This window comes from Streptomyces macrolidinus, from assembly GCF_023887685.1.
GTDB classification, from domain to species: domain Bacteria; phylum Actinomycetota; class Actinomycetes; order Streptomycetales; family Streptomycetaceae; genus Streptomyces; species Streptomyces macrolidinus.
Genome location: NZ_JAMWMR010000004.1, coordinates 274516 through 297576 on the forward strand (window position 1 = coordinate 274516; position 23061 = coordinate 297576).

Consider the following 23061-nt stretch of genomic DNA (forward strand, 5'->3'; position numbering starts at 1 on the left):
CGGATGCGCCATCGCTGTCGCTCCCCTCCGTGAGGGCTTAGATGTTCCTTATCTTCAATTTCCCTCCTTCGGGGGGTTTATGCACCATTTCGCACGCAATCAGTGGTATATGCCTGTGCCCACGTCAGTCCCACAGCGGATAGGTGACCGCTTGCGCGGACCCTTCCGGCTTCCCGTTGGTGTAGATCAGGGTCATTTGCGTGTAGTGCCGCAGTTGGGGGTGCTTCTTCCACGGCTGCGGGTGCTCGAGCCGGACGACGACCGGGAACGAGTGGAAGGTCCCGGCCGCGCAGTACGGATCGCAGTCGTTCGCCACGTCGAGACCCGTGCCCACCGCCGAGTTCGAGCCCCAGTACGACCAGTGCAGCGAGGAGAGACGGTTGTTGCCGTCACCGCAGGCGAGCATGAAGTCGGAGGGCTGCACCTGGGAGTGCCAGGAGCAGTCGACGAGGACGGTGTCCCCGCTCTGCCGCGTCGCGGCGGGCACCTTCGGCGGCAGCGGCACGGCGGCTGCCGCGCCCGTACTCGCTGCCAGTGCGACGGCACAGAGTGTGACTGCCGTACCCATCATGTGACTGCGCATGTTCGCTCCCCGGCCGCGTGTCGGTGCGCCTGAATCGGCGCGCTACCCGTGCCAGGTTATGCACCCCCGCCCTCCACGCGCCGAGTCTTCACCCCCCTTTACACCCAGCCGGGTGTCTCCCCCCGGCGCCCGAACCACCGACCACTCCCCAGCGCGCACGCCCGCGTGCTCGCGTCGTCGGTCATGCCGTGCGGGTACGGCGCGCAGCGATCAGCATGGACATGGACAGATGTCACAGAGGCCGGAGCAACGAGGCTGTCGTCAGGCGGCCGGGCAAGGAGATGCGCATGACTCGGCAACCTTCCCCCGAATCCGACGCCGCGCCCGGGCTGGAAGCGCGCGTGGGGCGCTTGGAGGCTCAGGTGGCGACTCTCGCCGATGCCCTTCGGGCGCTCGCGCACGGCCTGGAGAGCACCCCGGCCGAGGGCACCCCGCCCGAGGAGACGGCCCGGGGTGCGCGACTTGCCCGTGAGTTGCTGCTGTCCCAGGACCTTTAGACACCCGGAAGAGGCCCGTGCGAGCCGTCGACGTTCGGGGCTCGCCCGGACGCCGGGTCGGCCAACGATAGGATCGAGCGATGTCCGTGCCTGCCCCTGCGGTCGTCGCACGGCGGAGTGAAACCGCCGACAGGAAGGTCTCGTTGTCCCATGTTCCAAGACGCCCCCATCTATCACCAGCTCATCGCGGAGCGCGGTGACGTACCCGCGCAGGTGCGCGATGCGGCGGAGATGATACGTCGCCAACTCCAGGGGGTGATCAGACTGGAGCAGTCTCCCGGAGCCTTCGAGCCCGGCCCGTTCGCCGGCAACGCCCGAGTGCCGCAACAGCGTTCCGCGCTTCCCCCGGGACCGCATCTGCGGTGATGCCGTGAAGCCGTGCGGCGAAACCTGAACTGCCGCCGCACGGCAGGGCGTTGACGGAGAGAGTGAATGCGTCAACTGCGCAGGGACCGACGCAGTGCCGTGGTGGCCTGGGCGACGGCGGACCTGGCGGCCTGGGTGTCGGCGAGCGCGTTGAGCATCACGAAGTCATGGACCACCCGCGGGTAGTGGGTGTGGGTGACCGGTACACCGGCACGGCGCAGCATGGTGGCGTACTGGCGTCCCTCGTCCGACAGCACATCGCTGTCGGTGATGACCAACGCCCGGGGCAGCCCGCGGAGTTGAGCGGTCGAGGCGCGCAGTGGCGACGCGGTGGGCCGGCTGCGGACAGAGGTGTCGGGGGCGTAGTGGTTCCAGAACCACTTCATGCCCGCGGCGGTGAGCCAGCAGTTCGTGGCGAAGCGCCGGTAGGAGGGCGTGTCGAACGAGGCGTCGGTGACCGGGTAGAACAGCACCTGCTGGGCGATCCTCGGCCCGCCGCGCTGCTTGGCCATCATGGTGACGGCGGCGGTCATGTTGCCACCCACACTGTCACCGGCCACGGCCAGCCGGGAACCGTCGACGTTGATCTCGCGGCCGTGCCGGGCGACCCACTGAGTGGCGGCGTACGCCTGCTCGTTGGCGACCGGGTAGCGCGCCTCCGGCGACCGGGCGTAGTCGACGAAGACCACCGCGGCCCTGGCCCCGTTGGCGATCTGCCGTACGAGCCGGTCGTGGGTGGAGGCGTCACCGAGCACCCAGCCGCCGCCGTGGAAGTACATCACCGCGGGCAGTCTGCCCGTCATGCCGTGCGGCCGGACGATACGGATCGAGACCGGTCCGGTGCGGCTGCCCCCGGGGACGGTCCGCGTGGTGATGTCGGCGGGGAGCTTGGACACCGGGTAGGCGGCCTGAAGATCGAGGAGCGACCGGCGGGCGGCCGAGGGCGTCATGTCCTGGATCGGCGGGCCGCCCGCCGTGGCGAGCTTGTCGAGGAACGCCTGCGCGGCCGGTTCGAGGGTCACGGGGGGATCGCCGCAGGTCGCCCTGCGAGGGGCGGCGTCCGCCGGGGTGGCCAGGGCGGGAACGGCGACAGCGAGCGTGATCGTGGTGAGCAGTGCGGTGAGGCCGGCACACGGCTTACGGAGCGAACGGGAGCGTCGTACGGCGCTCATGGGTGTCCTCCTTCCGAGGGGCACTTCACCCGTGAGCCTTCTGCGCTTCCCGCCGACCGGCCCGCCGGACTGGGCCGAAGGGGTGGCGCCCTGCACCCGCCCCGGTGGAGAGCGGGTCGTCGTGGTTTGCGGATGCTCACGGTGGCGGGAGTGGTTCGCCTGGCCCGAGGGTCGAGCCGACTGACGACGACCAGGGTGGGCGCGGCGAGGGAGGAGCGGTTCCGTGACCGTCGCACACGAGCGCTTCCGCGGCATCTCCTCACCCGCGACGACTCTGTCGTTCAACTCCGCCGTGCGGCACGGGTGATGAGGTCGCTAGTCGTGTCGACTCGGCCCGTGAGCAGGGTGATCTACGAGAACTTTCCCTGTGTGCAACAGCCTTGGACCCTCCTCCTCTCGGAGTAAGTGACACGCCGTCAATTTCATGGATGAAGCGATCAACAACCGACGGTGCGTCAGCATGTCTGTGTCTGTGCCTCGGTGTGTGTGAGGCTGACCGGGTTCTTGGACGTGCGCGGCGGCTTGTCATGAGGTTGCAAAGGCAACGTGACTGCTATCTATGCTGGGCATGAAGCGAAGGCAATCGTCGTCCGGCCTACCGGCCCGGACATCCCGACTAGCTGCGGCAGCGCTGTCCCTGGTCCTCGGTGCCGGCACCACGCTGGCGCTGGGCGCAGGCGACATCGCTCAGGCACAGCCGCGCCAAGGTGGCGGTTCCACCTTGGTGAACGAGACGTTCACCCATGCCACGGCCCCGGAGTTCATCGGGGTGGGGGATGCCTGCCTCACCGGCGCACCCGGCGTCGGCACGCTCCCTCCGCCGGGAGACCACCCGCTCGGTGGCTGTGTCCCCGGTGTCAACAGCCCGCCCCTCAACGCCGATCCGCACGGCTACCTCCGGCTGACGGACTCGTCCAACGACGAGTCCGGTGCGGCCCTCTACAACCAGGCGATTCCCGCCACCCACGGTCTGGACGTCATGTTCGACCAGTGGCAGTACGGCAGCACCACGCCGAACACGCCCGCCGACGGTATCTCGTTCTTCCTGGTGAACGGTGATGTCTCCCTGACCCAGCCGGGCGCCTTCGGCGGCAGCCTCGGATACGCGCAGAAGCTCCAGGACGACATCCCCACCAACCCGTTCCTGCCCGGTGTGGAAGGCGGCTACCTCGGCATCGGTCTCGACGTCCTCGGGAACTTCTTCGGGGACTGGGAGCACCGTGGCAACGGCTGCCCACCGGGCCAGCGTTCGCCCGCGGGAACAGGGTTCCATGTTCCCGCACCCGGGCCGAACATGGTCACGGTGCGTGGCCCCGGTGAAGGGCTGGAGGGCTACTGCTTTCTGACCGCCACCACCAGCAACTTCACCACCACCGGCCCTTGGCCGTCGACCCTCCCGGGCAATCTGCAGGGGCCGCTGGCCTCGATGCCTTCGGGGCTCACCCCGCAGGAGGCCGAGGCCCTCCTCGAGCCGTCGCGTCGCCGGGTGCATGTGGTGCTCACCCCGGCGCCGAACCCCCAACTGACCGTGTCCATCGACTTCAACAACGGCGCCGGCTTCCAGCAGGTGCTCACCACACCGGCTCCGACCCCGGTGCCGAACACCTACAAGTTCGGTTTCGCGGGCTCCACCGGTCAGTTCACCGACGTCCACCTCATCCGCAACGTGGTCGTCGCCACGGAGACGCCGCTGCCGCAGTTGAGCCTCGTCAAGCAGGCCAGGCAGCCGCTGCCCGGTGAGCTGACGGTCGGCGACCTGGTCCCCTACGACTTCGTGGTGACCAACTCGGGCGACACGACCATCAACAACATCGCCGTCACCGACCCGAAGATCGGTGCGGTGAGCTGTCCGGTGACGACTCTCGCGCCCGGTGAGACGGTGACCTGTACCGCGGTCTATCGCGTCACCGCCGAGGACGTGGCCAATGGCTCCATTCAGAACATGGCCACGGCGACGGGGACTTCGGACGGTACGGAGGTCACCTCACCACCCTCGTCGGAGACCGTGCCGGTCGTCCAGCCACCCAGCCTCGAGCTCGAGAAGGCGGTGCAGACACCCGGCCCCTACTCCGTCGGGCAGACGGTCACCTTCACCTACACCGTCCGCAACAGGGGCGGGCTGACGATCAACGGCATCACGGTGAACGACGACCACGTCCACAACATCACGTGTCAGGCGACCACGCTGACACCGTTCGAGACACCTGGTGACACGACCACGTGTACCGGTACGTACACCATCACCGCGGCCGACGGCGCGGCCGGTTCCGTCACCAACACGGCCACGGCCACCGGTACGGCGTCCAACGGTACGCGGGTCATCTCGCCAGAGGCCCACCAGACCCTCGAGGTCGGGGCGCCCCACCTTCTCCTGGCGAAGCGGGTCGTCTCGCAGGGTCCGTTCCGCATCGGGGACCAGGTCGAGTACGCATACACGGTCACCAACGACGGCTCCGTCCCCCTGACCAATGTGGTGGTCCAGGACGACCGGGTCGCCGACGTCGTCTGTGAGGCGACCACCCTCGCCCCGGGACAGAGCACCACCTGCACCGGCACCCACACGATCACCCAGGCCGATGTGACCCCGTGCAACCCGCCTCAGGCGCGCGCGGGTGACAAGGCCAAGCGTGCGGAGACGCGGCAGGCGGTCATGCGGTGCGCGGTCACCAACATCGCGCAGGCCGGTGGAACACCTCCGTCGGGCAACCAGATCACCAGCGACCCGGCCGCTGCCACCATCATCGTGGAGGTGGAGCAGGGCGCCGAACTCGCCCTGGCGAAGCGGGTGGTCTCGAAGGGCCCGTTCCGTGTCGGAGACAAGGTCACCTACGCCTACACCGTCACCAACACCGGCGGCAGCACGGTGACCAACGTGGCTGTCACGGACAACCTGGTCGCCAATGTCCGGTGTGAGGCGACCACCCTCGCGCCCGGTGCGAGCACCACCTGCACCGGCACGCACACGATCACCAGGTCCGATGTCACCCCGTGCAAGACGGCCAAGGAGCGCGGCGGGGACCACGGCAAGGGCAAGCACAAGGTGATGCGCTGCGAGGTCACCAACACGGCGACAGCGACGGCGACCGACGCGCAGGGCAACCGCGTCACCAGCAACCAGGCCACCGCCACCATCACGGTGAAGGTGGAGAAGAAGAAGGAGAAGGAGCACTGCCACAAGCACCACGGCGGTCATGGCAAGGCCTACGGCGGAGACAGGTGTGAGGACCATGACGGTCATCACCGCCGGGTAGCCCAGGAGGCATGAGCACACGCCTCGTAGATCGCTGAACCCGCCCCGCTCCGTACCCTCCGGAGCGGGGCGGCACCATGGAGGGGCTGAAACCAACTCCCAGGAGACGAAGGACCGATGGAATTCCGCGACGATGTGGATCTGGACGCTTCCCAGGTGGAGGACCGCGGCAGCGGCGGCGGACTTCCCGGAGGAGGGCTCGCCATCGGCGGTGGCGCCCTCGGGATCGTCGTCCTGATCGTGGGCGTGCTGCTCGGCGTCAACCCGGCAGGACTGCTCGACGGGAACGACCACGCGCGTTCCGCCGGTTCGCCGGGGTCGGACCTGGGGGCGCAGTGCCACAAGGGCAGTGACGCCAACCAGTCGGAGAAGTGCCGTGTGGTGGGTGTGGTCAACAGCATCCAGAGCTACTGGCGGGAGGAGTTCACCCAGAGCGGCCGACAGGCCTACAGCACCGCTCGCACCAACCTCTTCTCCGGCAGGGTGAACACCGGGTGCGGGGCGGCCAGTTCGGCCGTGGGCCCGTTCTACTGCCCGGCCGATCACCAGGTCTACCTCGACCTCGGCTTCTTCGACGAACTGGAGAGCCGGTTCGGCGCCCGAGGCGGCCCGTTCGCCCAGGCGTATGTGATCGCCCATGAGTACGGCCATCATGTGCAGAACCTGCTGGGCACCACGAACCGCGTCGGACGGGACCGCCAGGGAGCGAACAGCGCCTCGGTCCGACTGGAACTCCAGGCCGACTGCTACGCGGGAGTCTGGGCGAAGAACGCCGTGGACACCGGGTTCTACAAGAAGCCGTTCACCGACCACGACATCCGCGAGGCCCTCGACGCCGCCGCCGCGGTCGGCGACGACCGTATCCAGGAACGCTCCCAGGGGCACGTCGACCCCGAGGGCTGGACCCACGGCAGCGCCCAGCAGCGGGTGGACTGGTTCACCACCGGATACACCACCGGCTCCGCCGCCCGCTGCGACACCTTCTCCGGGTCTCTGTGACGTCGTCTCTATGACGTCCGGGCCGTCCGGGCCGTCCGGGCCGTCCGGGCCGTCCGGGCCGTCCGGGCCGTCCGGGCCGTCCGGGCCGTCCGGGCCGTCCGGGCCGTCCGGGCCGTCCGGCGTCGGCGGTGAGGCGACCGCGCTCATCACGGTGAATGCGCTGGTCACAGCGTTTCGCGCGGCGTCGGACGGGTCCGTTTGGATGATCGAAGGAGCAGGGGGTTAGCATATGAGCGCCGCCTAGCTCGAAAGATAAATCTGTGACTGTCAATGAGGACTCGTTCACTAACTGGAAGAAGCGCGAGGAGATCGCGGAGGCGATGATCCCGATCATCGGGAAGCTGCACCGTGAGCGGGACGTCAACGTCCTGCTGCACAGCCGCTCTCTGGTGAACAAGTCGGTCGTCAGCCTTCTGAAGACCCACCGCTTCGCCCGGCAGATCGCCGGTGAGGAACTCTCGGTCATCGAGACGATGCCGTTCCTGACGGCTCTCACCACGCTCGATCTCGGCCCTTCCCAGATCGACATCGGCATGCTCGCCGCGACGTACAAGACCGATGACCGCGGTCTGTCGGTGGAGGAGTTCACCGCCGAAGCCGTCGCCGGCGCCACGGGTGCCAACAAGATCGAGTGCCGCGACGGGCGCGACGTCGTCCTCTACGGCTTCGGCCGGATCGGCCGTCTCGTCGCCCGCCTGCTGATCGAGAAGGCGGGCTCGGGCAACGGCCTGCGGCTGCGCGCCATCGTCGTCCGCCAGGGCGGTGCCCAGGACATAGTCAAGCGTGCCTCGCTGCTGCGCCGTGACTCCATCCACGGCCAGTTCCAGGGCACGATCACCGTCGACGAGGCGAACAGCACGATCATCGCCAACGGCAACGCGATCAAGGTGATCTACGCCAACGATCCGTCGGAGGTCGACTACACGGCGTACGGCATCAACGACGCCATCCTCATCGACAACACGGGCAAGTGGCGTGACCGCGAGGGGCTGTCGAAGCACCTGCGCCCCGGCATCGACAAGGTCGTCCTGACCGCACCGGGCAAGGGCGACGTCCCGAACATCGTGCACGGTGTGAACCACGACACGATCAAGCCGGACGAGCAGATCCTGTCCTGCGCCTCCTGCACCACCAACGCGATCGTCCCGCCGCTGAAGGCGATGGAGGACGAGTACGGCGTGCTGCGCGGCCACGTGGAGACCGTCCACTCGTTCACCAACGACCAGAACCTGCTGGACAATTACCACAAGTCCGAGCGTCGGGGCCGGTCCGCGCCGCTGAACATGGTCATCACCGAGACCGGTGCCGCCTCCGCCGTCTCCAAGGCGCTGCCCGACCTCAAGGCGAAGATCACGGGCAGCTCGATCCGCGTCCCGGTGCCGGACGTCTCGATCGCCATCCTCAACCTCCAGCTCGGGCGCGAGACCAGCCGTGAGGAGGTCCTCGACTACCTCCGGAACGTGTCGCTGACCTCGCCGCTCAAGCGCCAGATCGACTTCATCAGCGCCCCCGACGCGGTCTCCAGCGACTTCATCGGCTCGCGCCACGCCTCGATCGTCGACGCCGGTGCCACCAAGGTCGAGGGCGACAACGCCATCCTCTACCTCTGGTACGACAACGAGTTCGGCTACTCCTGCCAGGTCATCCGGGTCGTCCAGTACGTCTCCGGGGTCGAGTACCCGACCTACCCCGCCCCGACGGTCTGATCCTGACCCCTGCTCGCTGCCGGTGTCGGCCACCCGCCGACACCGGCAGCGGCATGTCCGGGGCATTCGGCAGGTCGGGGACGTCCGGTGGCACAGTGGCTGTATGTGCGGCCGTTTCGTCTCCACCCGCAGCGCCCAGGACCTGGTCAAGGCCTTCCGGGTCACCGACTGGCGCGGCACGGACGCGCTGCCGCCGAACTGGAACGTCGCCCCGACCGACGACGTCTGGGCCGTCCTCGAACGCGCCCCGCGCGGCCAGGACGCCGGGACGCCGGTCCGGCGGGAGCTGCGGCCCCTGCGCTGGGGCCTGGTCCCCTCCTGGGCGAAGGACGCGAAGACCGGCGCCCGGATGATCAACGCGCGCGTGGAGACCCTGCACGAGAAGCCCGCCTTCCGCCGCGCCTTCGTCGCGCGCCGCTGCCTCCTTCCGGCCGACGGCTTCTACGAGTGGCAGCGGCAGGACAGCGGTCACGGCACGGGCAGGGCCCGCAAGCAGCCGTACTTCGTCCACCCCGAGGACGGCCGGGTGATGGCGCTCGCCGGACTGTACGAGTACTGGCGCGATCCGGCGGTCGAGCCGGACGACGACCCCGCCGCCTGGCTGATGACCTGCACGATCATCACCACCGATGCCACCGACGCGGCCGGTCACGTCCACCCCCGTATGCCGCTGGCGCTCGGCCCGGACCACTACGACGCCTGGCTCGCCCCCGCTCACCGGGACCCCGACGCACTGCGCGCGCTCCTGACCCGGCCCGCGGACGGACACCTGGCCGCCCGGCCGGTCTCCACCGCCGTCAACAACGTCCGCAACAACGGCCCTCAACTCCTCGAAGCGGTCCGGCCGTTGCCGTTAGAGTGAGCGAGGTGATCTCTTACACATGGCGTGACCCGCTCACGGACGACGAGATGGTCGACCTTGTCCGCTCGCACGGTGGCCGTGCCGAAGTCGGCTGGTGGAGCAAGATCCAGGCGCACAGCCTCGGTTGGGTGACCGCCCGCGACGCGGACGGACTCCTCGTCGGATTCGTGAACGTGGCGTGGGACGGGGGAGACCACGCCTTCCTGATCGACACGAAGACCCGCGGCGCGTACCAACACCGCGGTATCGCGACGGCAGTTGTGCGTCTGGCGGCGGAACAGGCGCGCGCGGCGGGCTGCGAGTGGCTGCACGTCGACTTCACGCCCGAGCTGCGGGCCTTCTACTTCGACGCCTGCGGCTTCCGCCCCACGGACGCGGGGCTGATCCATCTGCCGTCCACGCGCGGCGAGTAGCGCCCCGTACGCCCGGTCAAGACCGCGGGCCGCGGGCCGCGTCGAACCCGGACAGCATCGCGTCGAGCGCGAACGCGAACCGGGAGTCCGGGCCGGAGTGCCGATGGCCGGTGCGCGCGGCCTCGGCGAGCAGGGGGAACTCCTCGGGATCCAGGCCGTCCAGCGGGTCGGCGGCGGCCCGCCGGCCGTCGTCGGCGCCCTGGGGAGCGGTGGCGATATGGCCGAGGACGAACCCGGAGACGGCGTACAGCACGTCCAGCGCCCGGCCCAGCGGGAACCCGGCCGCCCGCAGTGAGGCGAGCGCGTTCTCCATGAAGCTCAGGTTCCGCGGGGTCGTCGCGGGCCGGGAGACCACGAGCGGCACCACGTTCGGGTGCGCGAGGAGCGTCGCGTGCAGCGCGTGGGCGTAGTCGCGCAGATCGGCGCGCCAGGACGCGCCGTGGAACAGCGGGGGGACGACCTCGGCGAAGATCTGCTCGACGATCCCGTCCAGCAGGGCGTCCTTGCTGGCGACGTGGTGGTAGAGAGTCATGGCCTCCACGCCCAGTTCGGCGCCGAGACGGCGCATCGACAGTGCCTTCAGACCCTCGCGGTCGGCCAGGGCCAGGGCCGCTTCGAGTACGGCCTGCCGGGTCAGCCCGGCGCGCTGCCCCCTCGCCCGGTTGCTGGACATCGAACAGTTCCTCCCCTTTGGGTTTGACGATTCTTACGACGTAAGTCTAGCGTGGGAATCACCTACTTACGATGTAAGAATCAGGGCGCCATGAGCCGGTCGGCGTCCGCACCTGAGACGGAGGAAGCGTCTTGACCACGATCACGACGTCCCGGTCCGAACGGCCAGGTCTGCGCGCGAGTTGGGCGGGTCTCGCGCTGACCGCGCTGGCCACGCTCGTCCCGCTGATCGACATCGCCACCAGCGACCGCCTGACCGACCATGTGCGCGCCGCCTACCCCGACTGGTCCGCCGACCTGGTGGCGGGCGACCGCGACGCGATCGCCACCTACCTCGCCGTCGTCGGGGTCCTCGGTCTCCTCGCCTGGGCGTTGATGATCCTGGGCATCGCGAAGCGCAAGAGCTGGTCACGTGCGATCGCCACCACGTTCTTCGTGCTGGGCGGATCGATCGCGGCGTTCGACCTGACGTACGCGGGAGGGGACTACAGCCTCGTCATCCCCCGCCTGTACGGCCTGCTCGGTCTCCTGCCCGTGATCGCCGGAGTGGCCGCCCTCGTGCAGATGTGGCGTCGGTCGCCACAGGTCTAGGGAGTGATCCGAGCGTCCGGGGCCGGTCAGTTCCGGTTCAGCATGCGGGACGCACCGGCGACGACGGTGGTGGTGAGGATCCAGCCGATGGCGATCATCAGGTACGACAGCCACTGCGCGGCCCCGGTCCAGTGCCATGCGCCGCGCTGGCCGAAGTCGCCGATGGGGAAGAGCAGATCGACGGTGTAGACGAAGGCGTTGAACGGATCGCCTTCCCCCGGCTTCGTCCGGACGGGCGAGGAGAGGCTGAACGCCAGGGTGCCGAGCAGGGATAGCGCGGCCAGCCACAGCCCGGCGAGCCAGGGGCGATAGCCGTACCCGACCGTCGCGTCGAGCAGACACCCCCACGCGCGTCTTGCCGGGTGCAGGGTGCGGCGCCGGTGGCGCTGCTTCTCCAGCAGGACCCGGCGGGCGGCGTCGTCGTGGCCGGACTGCCGGTAGCAGGTGGCGAGTTGCTCGTAGGGCTGCGGGGCGTGGCCGGGGTTCCGGCGGATCCACGCCAAGCGGTAGGCCATGTCCTCGCGCAGGGAGTTCTTGTCGGAGCGCAGGGAGCCGTAGACGAAGCCGTCCAGCCGTACCTCCCGCGGCCAACTCCGCTCGTGGTCCCGCAGGGTGGCGGCCCTGGCGCCCTGGAGGTCCACCGTGCCCGTGGGAGGTGCGGCGAGGGAAGGCGAAGGTTCCCGTCTGCATCCCCGCGCCGAGCAGCGTCCTGTCACTGTCGTGGAGGGTGGCTCCGTCGAGGGTCAGCCGGTCCGCTGTCCGGGCGCCCCGCATCCGCAGGGTTCCCGCCGCGCTGAACCCTTCGGACAGGTTCACCACGGTGGCGGTGGCGCCCTCCACGTGCAGGGCCACGCCGCCCGGGTTCTCCAGGCGGCGCCCCGCATGTGCAGGCCGCCGGGCAACTGCGCGCCCGGCAGCCGCACCCCGCCGTGTGCGGTGAAGCCGTCCTGGCAGAAGACGGCGCCGCCCATGACCAGGCCCCCGGCGAACAGCGCCCACGTCCCGGGCGCCATGATCCGTACGCCGTCCAGATCCAGCTCCCCGGCCACATGAGCGTTCATGAGGGAGAGGCGGCCCGTGTCCATCACGGACCCGCCCAGATCCAAGTGGCCCTCGATACGGCCCAGTTCGGCGTCGACTCCGGGGACCCGGCTGTCCGTGATGCGGATGGTCCGTGTCGAGGCGCCGTAGAAGCCGACCGTGTGCTCCAGCCAACACCCCTTCAGCCACAGCACGTAACCGATCTCCGCACCGGCCAGGTCGAGATGGCCGGTGATCCGTGCGCCGGCGAGACGAAGGGACGCGACGCGGTCGGAGCGCGCCGTGTCGGCGCCCAGCAGCAGGGCGGCCACGACCGAGGCACGGACCGTGCGTTCGGGTCCCCAGTGCGCTCCCGAGGGCGGGTCGTCGTGCTCCGGCGTTCCGGTGCGCAGATCCACCCAACGCCCTTCGGAGAAGGCGTCCCACAACTCGCGCTCGGTTTCGGTCAGTTCGTCATAGCTCCGCACCACAACAGGCTACGGTCCGTCGCCCGTCGGCGGCTGCGGACGGTGTGATCGCGGCAGCGGAGCCGTCAGGACGACTCGGCCACCAGCATCACGCGTCGCAGCAGGTCCGAGAGTTGCTTCCGCTCCTCCTTGCTGAGCACGCCCAGCAGTCGTCCCTCCTCGTCCCCGACCGCGTCCAGCGCCTCACGCCAGGCCGCGCGCCCGGCGTCCGTCAGCTCGACGTCGATACGACGGCGGTCGACGGCCGAGGGGGTGCGGTGGACGAAGCCTCGGCGTTCCAGCCCGTCCAGCCGTCCGGTGACCGAGGCGGGGGCCAGGCCGAGGTCGGCCGCCAGCTCGGAGGGGGCGGCCCGGCCGCCGCGCCCGGCGAGCTTGTGCAGCGTGTCGTACTCGTGCCGGTCCAACCCCGAGGCGGCGAGGGAGCGTTCCTTGGTCCGGCGCAGATGCCGGGAGAGCAGCATGGCGCGGGTGACGGCGCCCTCGGTGTCCGGATCGAGATCCGGCAGCACGGGCAGCCAGCGTGCCACATGGTCATCGGTCGCGTCACGGGGCGGCAGGGGATCGGCCATGACGTCATCGTAACGCCGATACTTCGGCAGCGGATATTTCGTTGCCGAATAGTTCGACGCCGAAGTACCTTGCGTGTCATGACCGCAACGACATCCGTCGAGTCCGTCGCGCATCCGCTGCGGACGCGTCGCTTCCAAGTGCTCTTCACCAGCCGCACGCTCGCTCTCCTGGGCGACGCGGTGGTGCCCGTCGCCCTCGGCCTCGCCGTGCTGGAGGCGACGGGCTCGACCAGCGCCCTGGCCCTGCTGCTCGGCTGCGCGATGGTGCCGCGGCTGCTCCTTCTGCCCGTCGGCGGAGTGGCCGGGGACCGGGTCAACGTCCGTACGGTGGCGCTGACCACCGCGCTCGTCCGGTCGGTGACCCAGATCTTCGTAGGACTGCAACTGCTCGCCGGAGCACCCGCGTTGTGGCCGCTCGCAGTGGCCGAGGCCCTCGGCGGGGTGGCCACGGCCTTCGCCCAGCCGACCTTCTCCCCGCTGGTCATCGGTACGGTGCCCGAGGCGCAGCGGCAGCAGGCCAACGCCGCCGTGGCCGCCGCCTCCAGCGCGGCACGGCTCGCCGGGCCACCGCTCGCGGGCGTGCTGCTGCTCCCCGGCTCGGGCTGGGCGTTCATATCCGTCGGCGTCGGTTACGCGGTGAGCGCCGCGCTGCTGATGCCGTTGCGCGTCGCGCATGTACGGCCGCCGCGCCGGGCGTTCCTGGCCGATCTGCGCGAGGGCTGGACCGAGGTGCGCTCCCGCGACTGGTACTGGACGAGCCTGATCGCGCACGCGGTGTGGAACGGCGCCGCCGCCGTGCTGGCGACGCTCGGCCCCGCGATCGCGCTGCGTGAACTGGGTGGCAGGAACGTGTGGGTGACCATGTCGACGGTCGCGGGTGTCGGCCTGCTGCTGGGCTCGCTGGTGGCCGGCCGGGTCCGGCTGCGCAACCCCGTCCTCACCGGCAATCTGGCTCTGGCGAGTTACGCGGCACCGCTCGCCCTCCTCGCCGTCCCCGCCCCGGCCCCTGTGATCATCACGGTCTACGGACTCGCGATGGCGGGCCTGGGCTTCCTCAACCCGGTCTGGGAGACGGCCGTGCAACAGGTCGTCCCCGGAACGGTGTTGGCCCGCGTCATCTCCTACGACTGGCTGCTCTCCCTGGCCGCGATGCCGGTGGGCTACGTCCTCGGTCCGCTCGCGGCCGACGCCTGGGGGCCGGGGGTGCCGCTGACCGTGACCGCGGTCCTGGTCGGCGCGACATGCCTGGCCACGGCGTTGGTGCCCGGCGTACGCCACTTCCGGATGCCGCGGGAGGAGCGCGTGCCGGTCGACGCAACGGCCGCGCATTGAGCGACGTACGGCGTAACAGGCCGTGAATTCCATGGCGTTGGACGGAGCAGCTCACACGGGCGCGCGCGAAACCCCGTGCCCGCCTGGGAGTTCTCCGACCCGGGCACGACCCTGGCCGCCATGGGGGACAGGGCGGTGGTGCCCGGCGCGCGGGGCCCGGTGAAGCGGGCCCGAAGGCATCGAAGATTTCGAGGCTGAGGATCGCAAGCCCTCAGGGGATCTTGCCGTGGACAAGCCCTCAGGGGACCTTGCCGTGAAACACACGCTTGCCCCCCTCAAGCACCCCAGCCCCGTTGATCAGGAGGTGCCGCGCCATGCCCAGAAGAGTCGCGCCAACGGCTCCCGTCCCCACCGCGGCCGAGGCCGAGGCACTCGCCGCCGACGCCGTCGCCCTGTGCTCCCGGCTGATCCGCTTCGACACCAGCAACTTCGGCGCGGGCGACAGCCGCGGCGAGCGCGCCTGCGCCGAGTGGGTCGCCGAGGAGCTGACCGACGCCGGACACGCCCCGGTCGTCCTGGAGTCCGCGCCCGGCCGCGCCAACACCGTGGTCCGGATCCCCGGTGCCGACGCCACCGCGCCCGCGCTGCTCGTCCACGGCCACCTCGACGTGGTACCCGCCGAACCCGCCGACTGGCAGACCTACCCCTTCTCCGGCGAGATCCGCGACGGCGCGGTCTGGGGGCGCGGCGCGCTGGACATGAAGGACATGGACGCGATGATGCTCGCGTTCGTCCGGCACCTGGCGCGCACCGGCACCCGGCCGCCGCGCGACCTCGTGCTGGCGTTCGTCGCCGACGAGGAGGACACCGGCGAGTTCGGCGCGCGCTTCCTGGTCGAGCAACACCCCGATCTGTTCGAGGGGGTGACCGCGGCCATCAGCGAGTCCGGCGGCCACTCGGTCCATCTGCCCGGCGGCAGCCGCCTCTACCCGATCGCGGCCGGTGAGCGAGGCAGCGCCTGGATGACCATCACCGCGCGCGGCACCGCGGGCCACGGCTCGCGCCGCAACGACGACAACGCCCTGGTCAAACTGGCCGCGGCGCTCGGCCGGTTCGCCGCACACGAGTGGCCCGTCCGTCTCGTCCCGATCGTCGAGGCACTGCTGGACGGCCTCTCGCAGCACCTGGGCATCGAGATCGACCCCGCCGATCTCGGCCCGCTGGGCGCCGCCGCACCACTGGTCGCCGAGACGCTCGCCAACTCCGTCAACCCGACCATGCTGCGCGCCGGTTACAAGCACAACGTCATCCCCAGCGAGGCCGCCGCGTCGCTGGACGGACGCATCCTGCCGGGCGCCGAGGCCGAGTTCTTCGAGACCATCGACGCCCTCCTCGGCCCCGACCTCACCCGCACCGGCGACTACCAGGCACCGGTCAGCGCCGACCACACCGCGCCCGACTTCGCCGCGATGGCCGCCGCCCTGCGCGCCCACGACCCGGACGCCCTCGTGCTCCCGTACTGCATGACCGGCGGCACCGACGCGAAGGCCTTCGCCGACCTCGGCATCCCCGGCTTCGGCTTCGTACCCGGCCGTACCCCCTCCGACTTCGACGCCTGGCGTTACGTCCACGGCGTCGACGAACACGTACTCACCGACAGCCTCGGCTTCGGCGCGCGTGTGCTCACCACGTACCTCATGACCGACCCCCGAGCCTTCGCCTGATACGGCACGGTCCCCCCTTCCCTCCTCATCCTCCGGAGACCTGACTTGGCTGTGCGTGAGACCCCTGGATTCCGAACGGCTCTGGCCGCCGCCGTCGCCGGTGGCCTGCTCCTGGCCGGCCCCACCGCCCCCGGCCTGACGACGGCCGCCGCGGCCTCGTCCGGCACGACCCTCCGGGTCGCGATGGACGGCTCGGGAGTGGACACACTGAACCCGTTCACCGCCTACTTCAACGGCGCGCTCGACATCTTCGGCACCATCTACCCGTCGCTCACCACGATCGACGACAACGGCGCCCCCAAGCCCTACCTGGCCACCTCCTGGACCCTCTCCGACGACCAGCTCACCTGGACGTTCAAGCTGCGCGAGGGGCTGAAGTGGAGCGACGGCAAGCCGCTGACCGCGGAAGACGCGGCGTGGACGCTCCACCTCATCATGACCGACGACGTCGCCGGGACCGCGAACAGCACCCTGGTCTCCGACTTCGAGTCGGTCACCGCGACCGACGCCACCACCCTGGTCATCAAGACCAAGAAGCCGAAGGCGAACGTCACTTACAGCAGCATCCCCATCTCCGGCATACCGATCGTGCCCAAGCACATCTGGCAGTCGCAGGTGAAGAACCTCAGGAACTACAAGAACGACACCTTCCCGGTCGTCGGCTACGGGCCCTGGATCCTCACGGAGTACAAGAACGGCCAGTACGCCAAGTTCGACGCCAACAAGTCCTTCGTCCTCGGCGCGCCCAAGTACGACCACCTGATCGAGCAGATCTACAAGGAGACCGACGCCGCCGTCGCAGCCCTGAAGTCCGGCCAGTTGGACTACATCAGCGGCATCAACGCCACCGAGTACTCCTCGCTCCAGCACGTCGACGGGGTGCGCACGGCACAGGCCGTCGGCCACGGCTGGGTCGGCCTGGAGCTGAACCCGGGCGCGAAGACCCGTACCGGCAAGCCGATCGGCACCGGCAACCCGGCGCTGGCCGACCCCGTGCTGCGCCGGGCGATCGCCTTGAGTGTCGACAAGAAGACCCTCGTGACCAAGGTGCTCAACGGTCAAGGGCAGGTCGCGGAGGGCTACTTGCCTCCGGCGTGGCCGCAGTGGAACTGGCAGCCGGACCCCGGCAAGAAGCAGAGCTACGACCCCGCCGCCGCCAACAAGCTGCTGGACAAGGCGGGTTACAAGAAGGGCTCCGACGGCATCCGGATCGACCCCAAGACGGACAAGCCGCTGAACCTGCGCCTCGGCATCCACTCCGACGACGCCGCCGACGCGGCCATCTCCCGCTATCTGGTGGGCTGGTTCAAGGCCATCGGCATCAACGCCAAGATCCAGGCGATGAGCATGAGCGCCCTCAACAGCGACCTGGGCAAGGGCAACTGGGACATGCTGATGGACGCGTGGACCACCGGCCCCGACCCCACCTACCAACTCGGCATCCAGAGCTGTACGACGCTGCCGAAGGACGACGGCACCGGAGGCAACACCGACTCCTTCTTCTGCGACCCCGCCTACGAGAAGCTGTTCGCCAAGCAGGCGACCCTCTTCGACCCGGCCGAACGGGCCGAGGTCGTCGGCCAGATGCAGGAGATCCTCTACGACGCCGACGTCGACATCATGTTCTACAACGGGACCACCAAGATCGCGTACTCCGCGAAGGCCGACGGTCTCGTCACCGGCAAGCCGAACGCCGACGGCTTCTACCCGGCCCAGACGGCGTTCTGGAGCTACCTCAAGGCAACCCCCGGCAGCTCCTCCGACTCCTCCTCGGGCGGCGGCAACACCGGCCTGTGGCTGGGCATCGGCGCCGCGGTGATCGTGCTCGGAGCGGGCGTCGCCGTCGTCCGCCGCCGCGCCGGAGCGGACGACCGTGAGTAGCCGCCCCGCCCTCGCCGAACCGCAGTCGGCCGAGGCGACCGAGGCGGCCAAGGCCCCCGCCCAGGACCGCACCGAACGCAGGACATCGCGCCTGCCCAGGCCCGGCTATCTGCTCACCAAGCTCGCGGCGGCGGTCGTCAGCTTCGCGGTCACCCTCGTCATCGGCTTCGTCCTGTTCAACCTGATGCCCGCCGACCCGGTCCGCACCATGACCCGCGGCCGACCCGTCAGCGAGGCCGAACTGATCCGACTGCGCGTCCAGTTGGGCCTGGACAAGCCGATCTGGGAACGGTTCCTCGACTTCGTCAACGACACCCTCCACGGCAATCTCGGCTACTCCTGGGAGTACCAGCAGTCCGTCGCGTCGCTGACCATGCACCGCCTCGGCCCGACCCTGCTGCTCATGGGCACGTCCTTCGTCATCTCCGTGCTCCTCGGCCTCTGGCTCGGGCTGCGCAGCGGATGGCGCGCGGGCAGCCTGTTCGACCGCATCACCTCCGCCACCGCGCTGACCCTGTGGTCGGTGCCCACGTTCTGGCTGGGCATGATCCTGCTGATCGTCTTCAGCGTCGGCGTCGGCCCGTTCCACGGCTTCCTGCCCACGGCCGGGATGAGCGATCCGACCCTGCCGCAGACCGGGATGACGCACTGGCTGGACGTCGCCGAGCATCTGGTGCTACCCGCGCTGACCATGGTTCTCGTCGTCTACGCCCAGTACGTGACCATCATGCGGTCCTCCATCATCGAGGAACTCGGCAGCCCCTACCTGCTGACCGCGCGGGCCAAGGGCCTGACCGACGCCGCCGTGCGCCGCCGCCACGCCCTGCCCAACGCCCTGCTGCCCTCCGTGACCATGATTTTCATGCATCTGGGGACGCTGATCAGCGGCGCGGTCACCGTGGAGGCCATCTTCTCCTGGCCGGGCCTCGGCGACCTGACCTTCGAGGCCCTCAAGATCCCCGACCTGCCGCTGCTGCAGGGCACCTTCATCGTCTTCAGCGCGAGTGTGATCCTCATGAATCTTCTGGCGGACCTCGCCTACCGGTTCCTCGACCCACGGGTGCGTGACCAGTGACCGCCGCACAGACCGCCACCGCGGCCCTGCCCACCCGGTTCGCCGGGGCCCGCCGCTTCGCGCGCGCCTTCCGCGGCCGTCCCTCCGGTGTGGCCGGCCTGGTGATCCTCATCGCCTTCTCCGTACTGGCCCTGGCCGCACCGCTGTTCATCGGTGACGAGCAGCTCGACGTCACCAAGGTCGACGGCCCGCTGCTCGCACCACCGAGCGCCGACTACCCGCTCGGCACCGACCAGTCGGGGCGCAGCGTCCTGCTGCTGCTCATCTGGGGCTCCCGGGAGTCCCTGCGCATCGGCGTCATCGCCACCGTCCTGACGGTCGTCTTCGGCAGCGCGGTCGGGATCATCGCCGGGCACTACGGTGGATTCGTCGGCCGGATCCTGATGCAGGTCACCGACTGGTTCATCGCCCTGCCCAGCCTGCCGCTGGCGATCTCGCTCGCCGCGGTCCTCGGCCAGGGATCGATGTCGATCACCATCGCGATCGCCGTGACCTCCTGGACCGCGACCGCGCGTCTGGTCCGTGCGCAGACCCTGGCCGTGGAGGCCCGGCCGTTCGTCGAACGGGCCCGCGCCCTCGGCGCCGGGGACCGGCAGATCATGACGCAGCAGGTCCTGCCGAACGTCATGCCGCTGATCCTCGTCTCCAGCACGCTGACCGTCGCAGGCTCCCTGCTCTCCGAGGCGACGCTGACCTTCCTCGGGCTCGGCAACCCCGCCGACGTCACCTGGGGCGAGATGCTCCACGAGGCCTTCTTCGGCGGCGCGTTCACCGCCGGCGCCTGGTGGTTCCTCGTACCGCCGGGCCTGGCGATCCTCGCGGTGGTGCTGGCCTTCACCCTCACCGGCCGGGCCGTGGAGTACGTCCTCGACCCGCGGATGGAGAAGAAGTGATGACCACCGACACCCCACGCACCGAACCGGTGGCCACCGAGGACGCCGAGGCCGCGAGCCCTCTGCTCGACGTCCGTGACCTGCACGTCAGTTACCGGCAGGGCGGCCGGTCCGTGCCCGCCGTGCGCGGCGTCAGCTTCGCGCTCGCCCCCGGCGACACCCTCGGCATCGCGGGCGAGTCCGGCTGCGGCAAGTCGACCATGGCCCTCGGCCTGCTCCGGCTGCACGGCGCCAAGGCACAGGTCAGCGGCGAAGTACTGTTCCGCGGCGAGAACCTGCTGACGACGAGCTGGGGCCGGCTGCGCGCGGTGCGCTGGGCCGGGGCGTCCGTGGTGTTCCAGGGCGCGATGAGCGCGCTGAACCCCGTACGCACCGTCCTGGAGCAGATCGTCGAACCGATCGTGCTGCACGACAAGGTGAGCGCGAAGGAGGCCGAGCGCCGCGCCGCCGAACTCCTCGACAGCGTCGGCATCCCCTCCCGGCGCATGCGCAGCCATCCGCACGAGTTCTCCGGCGGGCAGCGCCAGCGCGTGATGATCGCCATGGCGCTGGCCTGCCGCCCCGACCTGATCATCGCCGACGAGCCGACGACCGCCCTGGACGTCATGGTCCAGGCCCAGATCCTGGAGCTGCTGGCCCGGTCGGTCCGCGAGTCACGGATCGCGGTCATCATGATCACCCACGATCTGTCGCTGCTGGCCCACACCTGCGACCGGCTGGCCGTGATGTACGCGGGCCGGATCGTCGAACTCGGCCCGTCCCGGCAGGTCCTCGAAGACCCGCGGCACCCCTACACCCGGGCCCTGTCCCGGGCCTTCCCGACGATCGGCGACCCGGCCTCCCGGCTCGCCCCGGCGGGCCTGGCGGGCGACCCGCCCCGGCCCTCGGAGGTCGGCGACGGCTGCGCCTTCGCGGCCCGCTGCACGGAGGCCACCGAGTCCTGCCGCAACGGGGAGATGCTGCTGTGGCCCGCCGGACCCGGCCGCTCCGCCGCCTGTCTGCGCGTCCACCCCGATCACGGAGGTACCTCGTGACCGCCACCGACACCCAGCCACCCGCCCTGGAGGTCCGCGACCTGTCCGTCGTCTACCCGGCCTCCGGCGGCCGGGGCCCGGCGCGCGCCGTCGACGGGGTCGACCTGCGCGTCGGCAAGGGCGAGATCGTCGCGCTGATCGGCGAGTCCGGCTGCGGCAAGTCGACGCTCGCCCGCACCCTCGTCGGCCTGGTCAAGCCGACCAGCGGTCAGGTGCGGTACGAGGACACGCCGCTGGACTACTCGGCGGCGGCCCTCAAGCGCTACCGCCGCCACACCCAGCTCGTCCTCCAGGACCCCGGCGGCGCCCTCAACCCCAAGCAGAACGTCTACGACGCCGTGGCCATGGGACCGCGCCTGCACGGCCTCACCGGCCGGCTCCCCGAGACCGTGCACAACGCCCTGTCCCAGGCCGGACTCCGGCCCCCGGAGGACTACTTCCGCCGGTACCCGCACGAACTCTCCGGCGGCCAGCAGCAGCGCGTCGTCATCGCCGGCGCACTGGCGCTGGGCCCCTCGGTGATCGTCGCCGACGAACCGGTGGCCTCGCTCGACGCCTCGGTCCGCGGCGAGATCCTCGCGCTGCTGCTCCGGCTGCGCGACGAACTCGGCCTCTCGGCCCTCGTGGTCAGCCACGACCTGGGCCTGGCCTGGAACATCGCGGACCGCGTCGCGGTGATGTACCTCGGCCGGGTCGTGGAGCAGGGCACCGTCGAGGACGTCCTGCTGCGCCCCCAACACCCGTACACCCAGGCCCTGTTGTCCGTCATCCCCAGTGGCGCCGAGGACTGGCGCCCGACGCTGCTGACGGGCGAGCCGCCCGACCCCACCGCGATCCCGGCCGGCTGCCGCTTCCACCCGCGCTGCGGGCGCTGGGCCGACGCCTCCGCCGACGAACGCGCGGCGAGCGCCTGCGACCGCCGCGAACTCCCCGTCCTGGCAGCGGACGCCTGCGCCGCCGCGTGTCACCTTCTCGCCCCGACCGCCCTGGAGACCGCATGACCCTGCTTCGCCCGCCCGCGCTCAAGCCCGGCGACACCGTCGCCGTGCTCTGTGCCAGCTCGCCCGTCGACAACCAGGAACACCTGGAGTCGGGCCTGCGCGCCCTGAGGGCCGTGGGCCTTCGACCGGAGGTCTTCGCCTCGGCCCGGGACACCGGGAGCATGTACGACTACCTCGCGGGCGACGACACCCGCCGCGCCGAGGACCTCACCCGGGCCCTGACCGACCCCCGGTACGCGGGCGTCTTCCTGGCCTGCGGCGGCTACGGCTCCCAGCGCACCCTGGAGTTGATGGACTGGAACACGATCGACGCCGCCGCGCCCAAGGTCGTCGTCGGCTACTCCGATGTGACCGCGCTGCTGGAGGCACTGGCCGTCAAGCTCGGCTGGGTGTCGCTGTTCGGGCCGATGGTCGCGTGCGGCGGGTTCTGGGAAGGGCCCGAGGAGTACGACTTCAAGGAGCTGATGAAGCTCCTCTACACGCCCGCCGACGTGAAGGAGCTGACCTTCCCCGGCGCGCGCACCCTCGTCCCCGGCGTCGCCGAGGGCCTCACGCTGGGCGGCACCGCGACGCTCATCGCCGCCAACTTCGGCACCGACACCACGTATCCGGCGCGCGACGCCATCCTGTTCCTGGAGGACGTCGACGAATTCCCCTTCCGTATGGACCGCATCATCACCCAGATCCGGCGCTCCAAGAGCTACCTCGATGGCGTCGCCGGGATCGTCCTCGGCACGTTCACCGAGTGCGGCGACCCCGAGCACATCGACCGGATGCTCGCCGAACGCTTCGGCGACCTCGGCGTGCCGGTCCTGATGGGCGTGAACATCGGCCACAACACGCAGATGCAGACGTACCCGGTCGGCGTGCGGGCACGGCTGGACGCGGACAACAAGACACTGACCTTCCTGGACCAGGTGCTCGCCGATCCGCAGGCCTGATCGCGTACGACAAGGTGGGGCCCGAGCACATGTGCTCGGGCCCCACCCTGCT

General features: G+C 70.1%; 22 protein-coding genes. 16 read left to right on the forward strand and 6 right to left on the reverse strand.

What is annotated here, in order from left to right:
* Positions 1-124: 124 nt before the first annotated feature.
* Positions 125-583, reverse strand: coding sequence for a hypothetical protein (locus NGF19_RS07040; protein WP_252423049.1), 459 nt, complete (start codon positions 581-583; stop codon positions 125-127).
* 287 nt (positions 584-870) lie between these two features.
* Here NGF19_RS07040 and NGF19_RS07045 point away from each other — a divergent pair, with 287 nt between their 5' ends.
* Together NGF19_RS07045 and NGF19_RS07050 are read left to right on the forward strand one after the other, a co-directional pair.
* A complete protein-coding gene (locus NGF19_RS07045; RefSeq protein ID WP_252423050.1) occupies positions 871-1080 on the forward strand; it encodes a hypothetical protein in 210 nt (69 codons plus the stop codon).
* A gap of 150 nt (positions 1081-1230) precedes the next feature.
* A complete protein-coding gene (locus tag NGF19_RS07050; protein ID WP_252423051.1) occupies positions 1231-1446 on the forward strand; it encodes a hypothetical protein in 216 nt (71 codons plus the stop codon).
* A gap of 71 nt (positions 1447-1517) precedes the next feature.
* Here NGF19_RS07050 and NGF19_RS07055 read toward each other — a convergent pair whose 3' ends face one another.
* Entirely contained in the window at positions 1518-2618 is a 1101-nt protein-coding gene (locus NGF19_RS07055) for an alpha/beta hydrolase (RefSeq protein ID WP_252423053.1), read from the reverse strand.
* A gap of 724 nt (positions 2619-3342) precedes the next feature.
* On the opposite strand from NGF19_RS07055, the gene NGF19_RS07060 reads away from it, so the two are divergent.
* From NGF19_RS07060 to NGF19_RS07080, 5 genes are all read left to right on the forward strand, one after another.
* On the forward strand, positions 3343-5883 hold the full coding sequence (locus NGF19_RS07060) for a CLIPPER-2 domain-containing protein (protein ID WP_252423233.1): 2541 nt from the start codon (positions 3343-3345) through the stop codon (positions 5881-5883).
* Between the two features lie 102 nt (positions 5884-5985).
* On the forward strand, positions 5986-6867 hold the full coding sequence (gene ypfJ / locus NGF19_RS07065) for a KPN_02809 family neutral zinc metallopeptidase (protein ID WP_252423055.1): 882 nt from the start codon (positions 5986-5988) through the stop codon (positions 6865-6867).
* 260 nt (positions 6868-7127) lie between these two features.
* Entirely contained in the window at positions 7128-8573 is a 1446-nt protein-coding gene (locus NGF19_RS07070) for a glyceraldehyde-3-phosphate dehydrogenase (RefSeq protein WP_252423057.1), read from the forward strand.
* A gap of 103 nt (positions 8574-8676) precedes the next feature.
* Positions 8677-9435: an SOS response-associated peptidase gene (locus tag NGF19_RS07075; protein ID WP_252423059.1), complete on the forward strand. Its 759-nt coding sequence runs from the start codon at positions 8677-8679 to the stop codon at positions 9433-9435.
* A gap of 47 nt (positions 9436-9482) precedes the next feature.
* Positions 9483-9848, forward strand: a complete 366-nt coding sequence (locus NGF19_RS07080; protein ID WP_252423234.1) for a GNAT family N-acetyltransferase — start codon at positions 9483-9485, stop codon at positions 9846-9848.
* 16 nt (positions 9849-9864) lie between these two features.
* On the opposite strand, the gene NGF19_RS07085 is transcribed toward NGF19_RS07080, so the two are convergent.
* A complete protein-coding gene (locus NGF19_RS07085; protein ID WP_252423061.1) occupies positions 9865-10521 on the reverse strand; it encodes a TetR/AcrR family transcriptional regulator C-terminal domain-containing protein in 657 nt (218 codons plus the stop codon).
* A gap of 131 nt (positions 10522-10652) precedes the next feature.
* Here NGF19_RS07085 and NGF19_RS07090 point away from each other — a divergent pair, with 131 nt between their 5' ends.
* On the forward strand, positions 10653-11111 hold the full coding sequence (locus NGF19_RS07090; protein ID WP_252423062.1) for a hypothetical protein: 459 nt from the start codon (positions 10653-10655) through the stop codon (positions 11109-11111).
* A gap of 26 nt (positions 11112-11137) precedes the next feature.
* Here the strand turns inward: NGF19_RS07090 and NGF19_RS07095 are convergent, their stop codons facing one another.
* From NGF19_RS07095 to NGF19_RS07105, 3 genes are all read right to left on the reverse strand, one after another.
* Entirely contained in the window at positions 11138-11752 is a 615-nt protein-coding gene (locus tag NGF19_RS07095; RefSeq protein ID WP_252423063.1) for a hypothetical protein, read from the reverse strand.
* Positions 11753-11923: 171 nt separating this feature from the next.
* Positions 11924-12619 carry a hypothetical protein gene (locus NGF19_RS07100; RefSeq protein WP_252423065.1) on the reverse strand — a complete coding sequence of 232 codons (696 nt, stop codon included), beginning with the start codon at positions 12617-12619 and terminating at the stop codon, positions 11924-11926.
* 65 nt (positions 12620-12684) lie between these two features.
* Entirely contained in the window at positions 12685-13188 is a 504-nt protein-coding gene (locus tag NGF19_RS07105; RefSeq protein WP_252423067.1) for a MarR family winged helix-turn-helix transcriptional regulator, read from the reverse strand.
* Positions 13189-13266: 78 nt separating this feature from the next.
* Between NGF19_RS07105 and NGF19_RS07110 the strand changes: the two genes are divergently transcribed.
* The 8 genes from NGF19_RS07110 to NGF19_RS07145 all read left to right on the forward strand — a co-directional run bounded on the left by NGF19_RS07110 (position 13267) and on the right by NGF19_RS07145 (position 23009).
* A complete protein-coding gene (locus NGF19_RS07110) occupies positions 13267-14520 on the forward strand; it encodes an MFS transporter (RefSeq protein ID WP_252423069.1) in 1254 nt (417 codons plus the stop codon).
* A gap of 314 nt (positions 14521-14834) precedes the next feature.
* Entirely contained in the window at positions 14835-16184 is a 1350-nt protein-coding gene (locus NGF19_RS07115; protein ID WP_252423071.1) for a M20/M25/M40 family metallo-hydrolase, read from the forward strand.
* Positions 16185-16235: 51 nt separating this feature from the next.
* A complete protein-coding gene (locus tag NGF19_RS07120; protein ID WP_252423235.1) occupies positions 16236-18065 on the forward strand; it encodes an ABC transporter substrate-binding protein in 1830 nt (609 codons plus the stop codon).
* The gene (locus NGF19_RS07125) at positions 18058-19140 is read left to right on the forward strand and encodes an ABC transporter permease (protein ID WP_252423073.1); all 1083 of its coding nucleotides are present in this window, start codon (positions 18058-18060) and stop codon (positions 19138-19140) included. The genes NGF19_RS07120 and NGF19_RS07125 overlap by 8 nt, the downstream gene beginning before the upstream one ends.
* Positions 19137-20033: an ABC transporter permease gene (locus tag NGF19_RS07130; RefSeq protein WP_252423075.1), complete on the forward strand. Its 897-nt coding sequence runs from the start codon at positions 19137-19139 to the stop codon at positions 20031-20033. The genes NGF19_RS07125 and NGF19_RS07130 overlap by 4 nt, the downstream gene beginning before the upstream one ends.
* The gene (locus tag NGF19_RS07135) at positions 20033-21067 is read left to right on the forward strand and encodes an ABC transporter ATP-binding protein (protein ID WP_252423076.1); all 1035 of its coding nucleotides are present in this window, start codon (positions 20033-20035) and stop codon (positions 21065-21067) included. Before NGF19_RS07130 ends, NGF19_RS07135 begins: the two co-directional genes overlap by 1 nt.
* Positions 21064-22068, forward strand: a complete 1005-nt coding sequence (locus tag NGF19_RS07140) for an ABC transporter ATP-binding protein (protein WP_372505601.1) — start codon at positions 21064-21066, stop codon at positions 22066-22068. The genes NGF19_RS07135 and NGF19_RS07140 overlap by 4 nt, the downstream gene beginning before the upstream one ends.
* On the forward strand, positions 22065-23009 hold the full coding sequence (locus NGF19_RS07145) for a S66 peptidase family protein (protein ID WP_252423077.1): 945 nt from the start codon (positions 22065-22067) through the stop codon (positions 23007-23009). The genes NGF19_RS07140 and NGF19_RS07145 overlap by 4 nt, the downstream gene beginning before the upstream one ends.
* Positions 23010-23061: the final 52 nt, after the last annotated feature.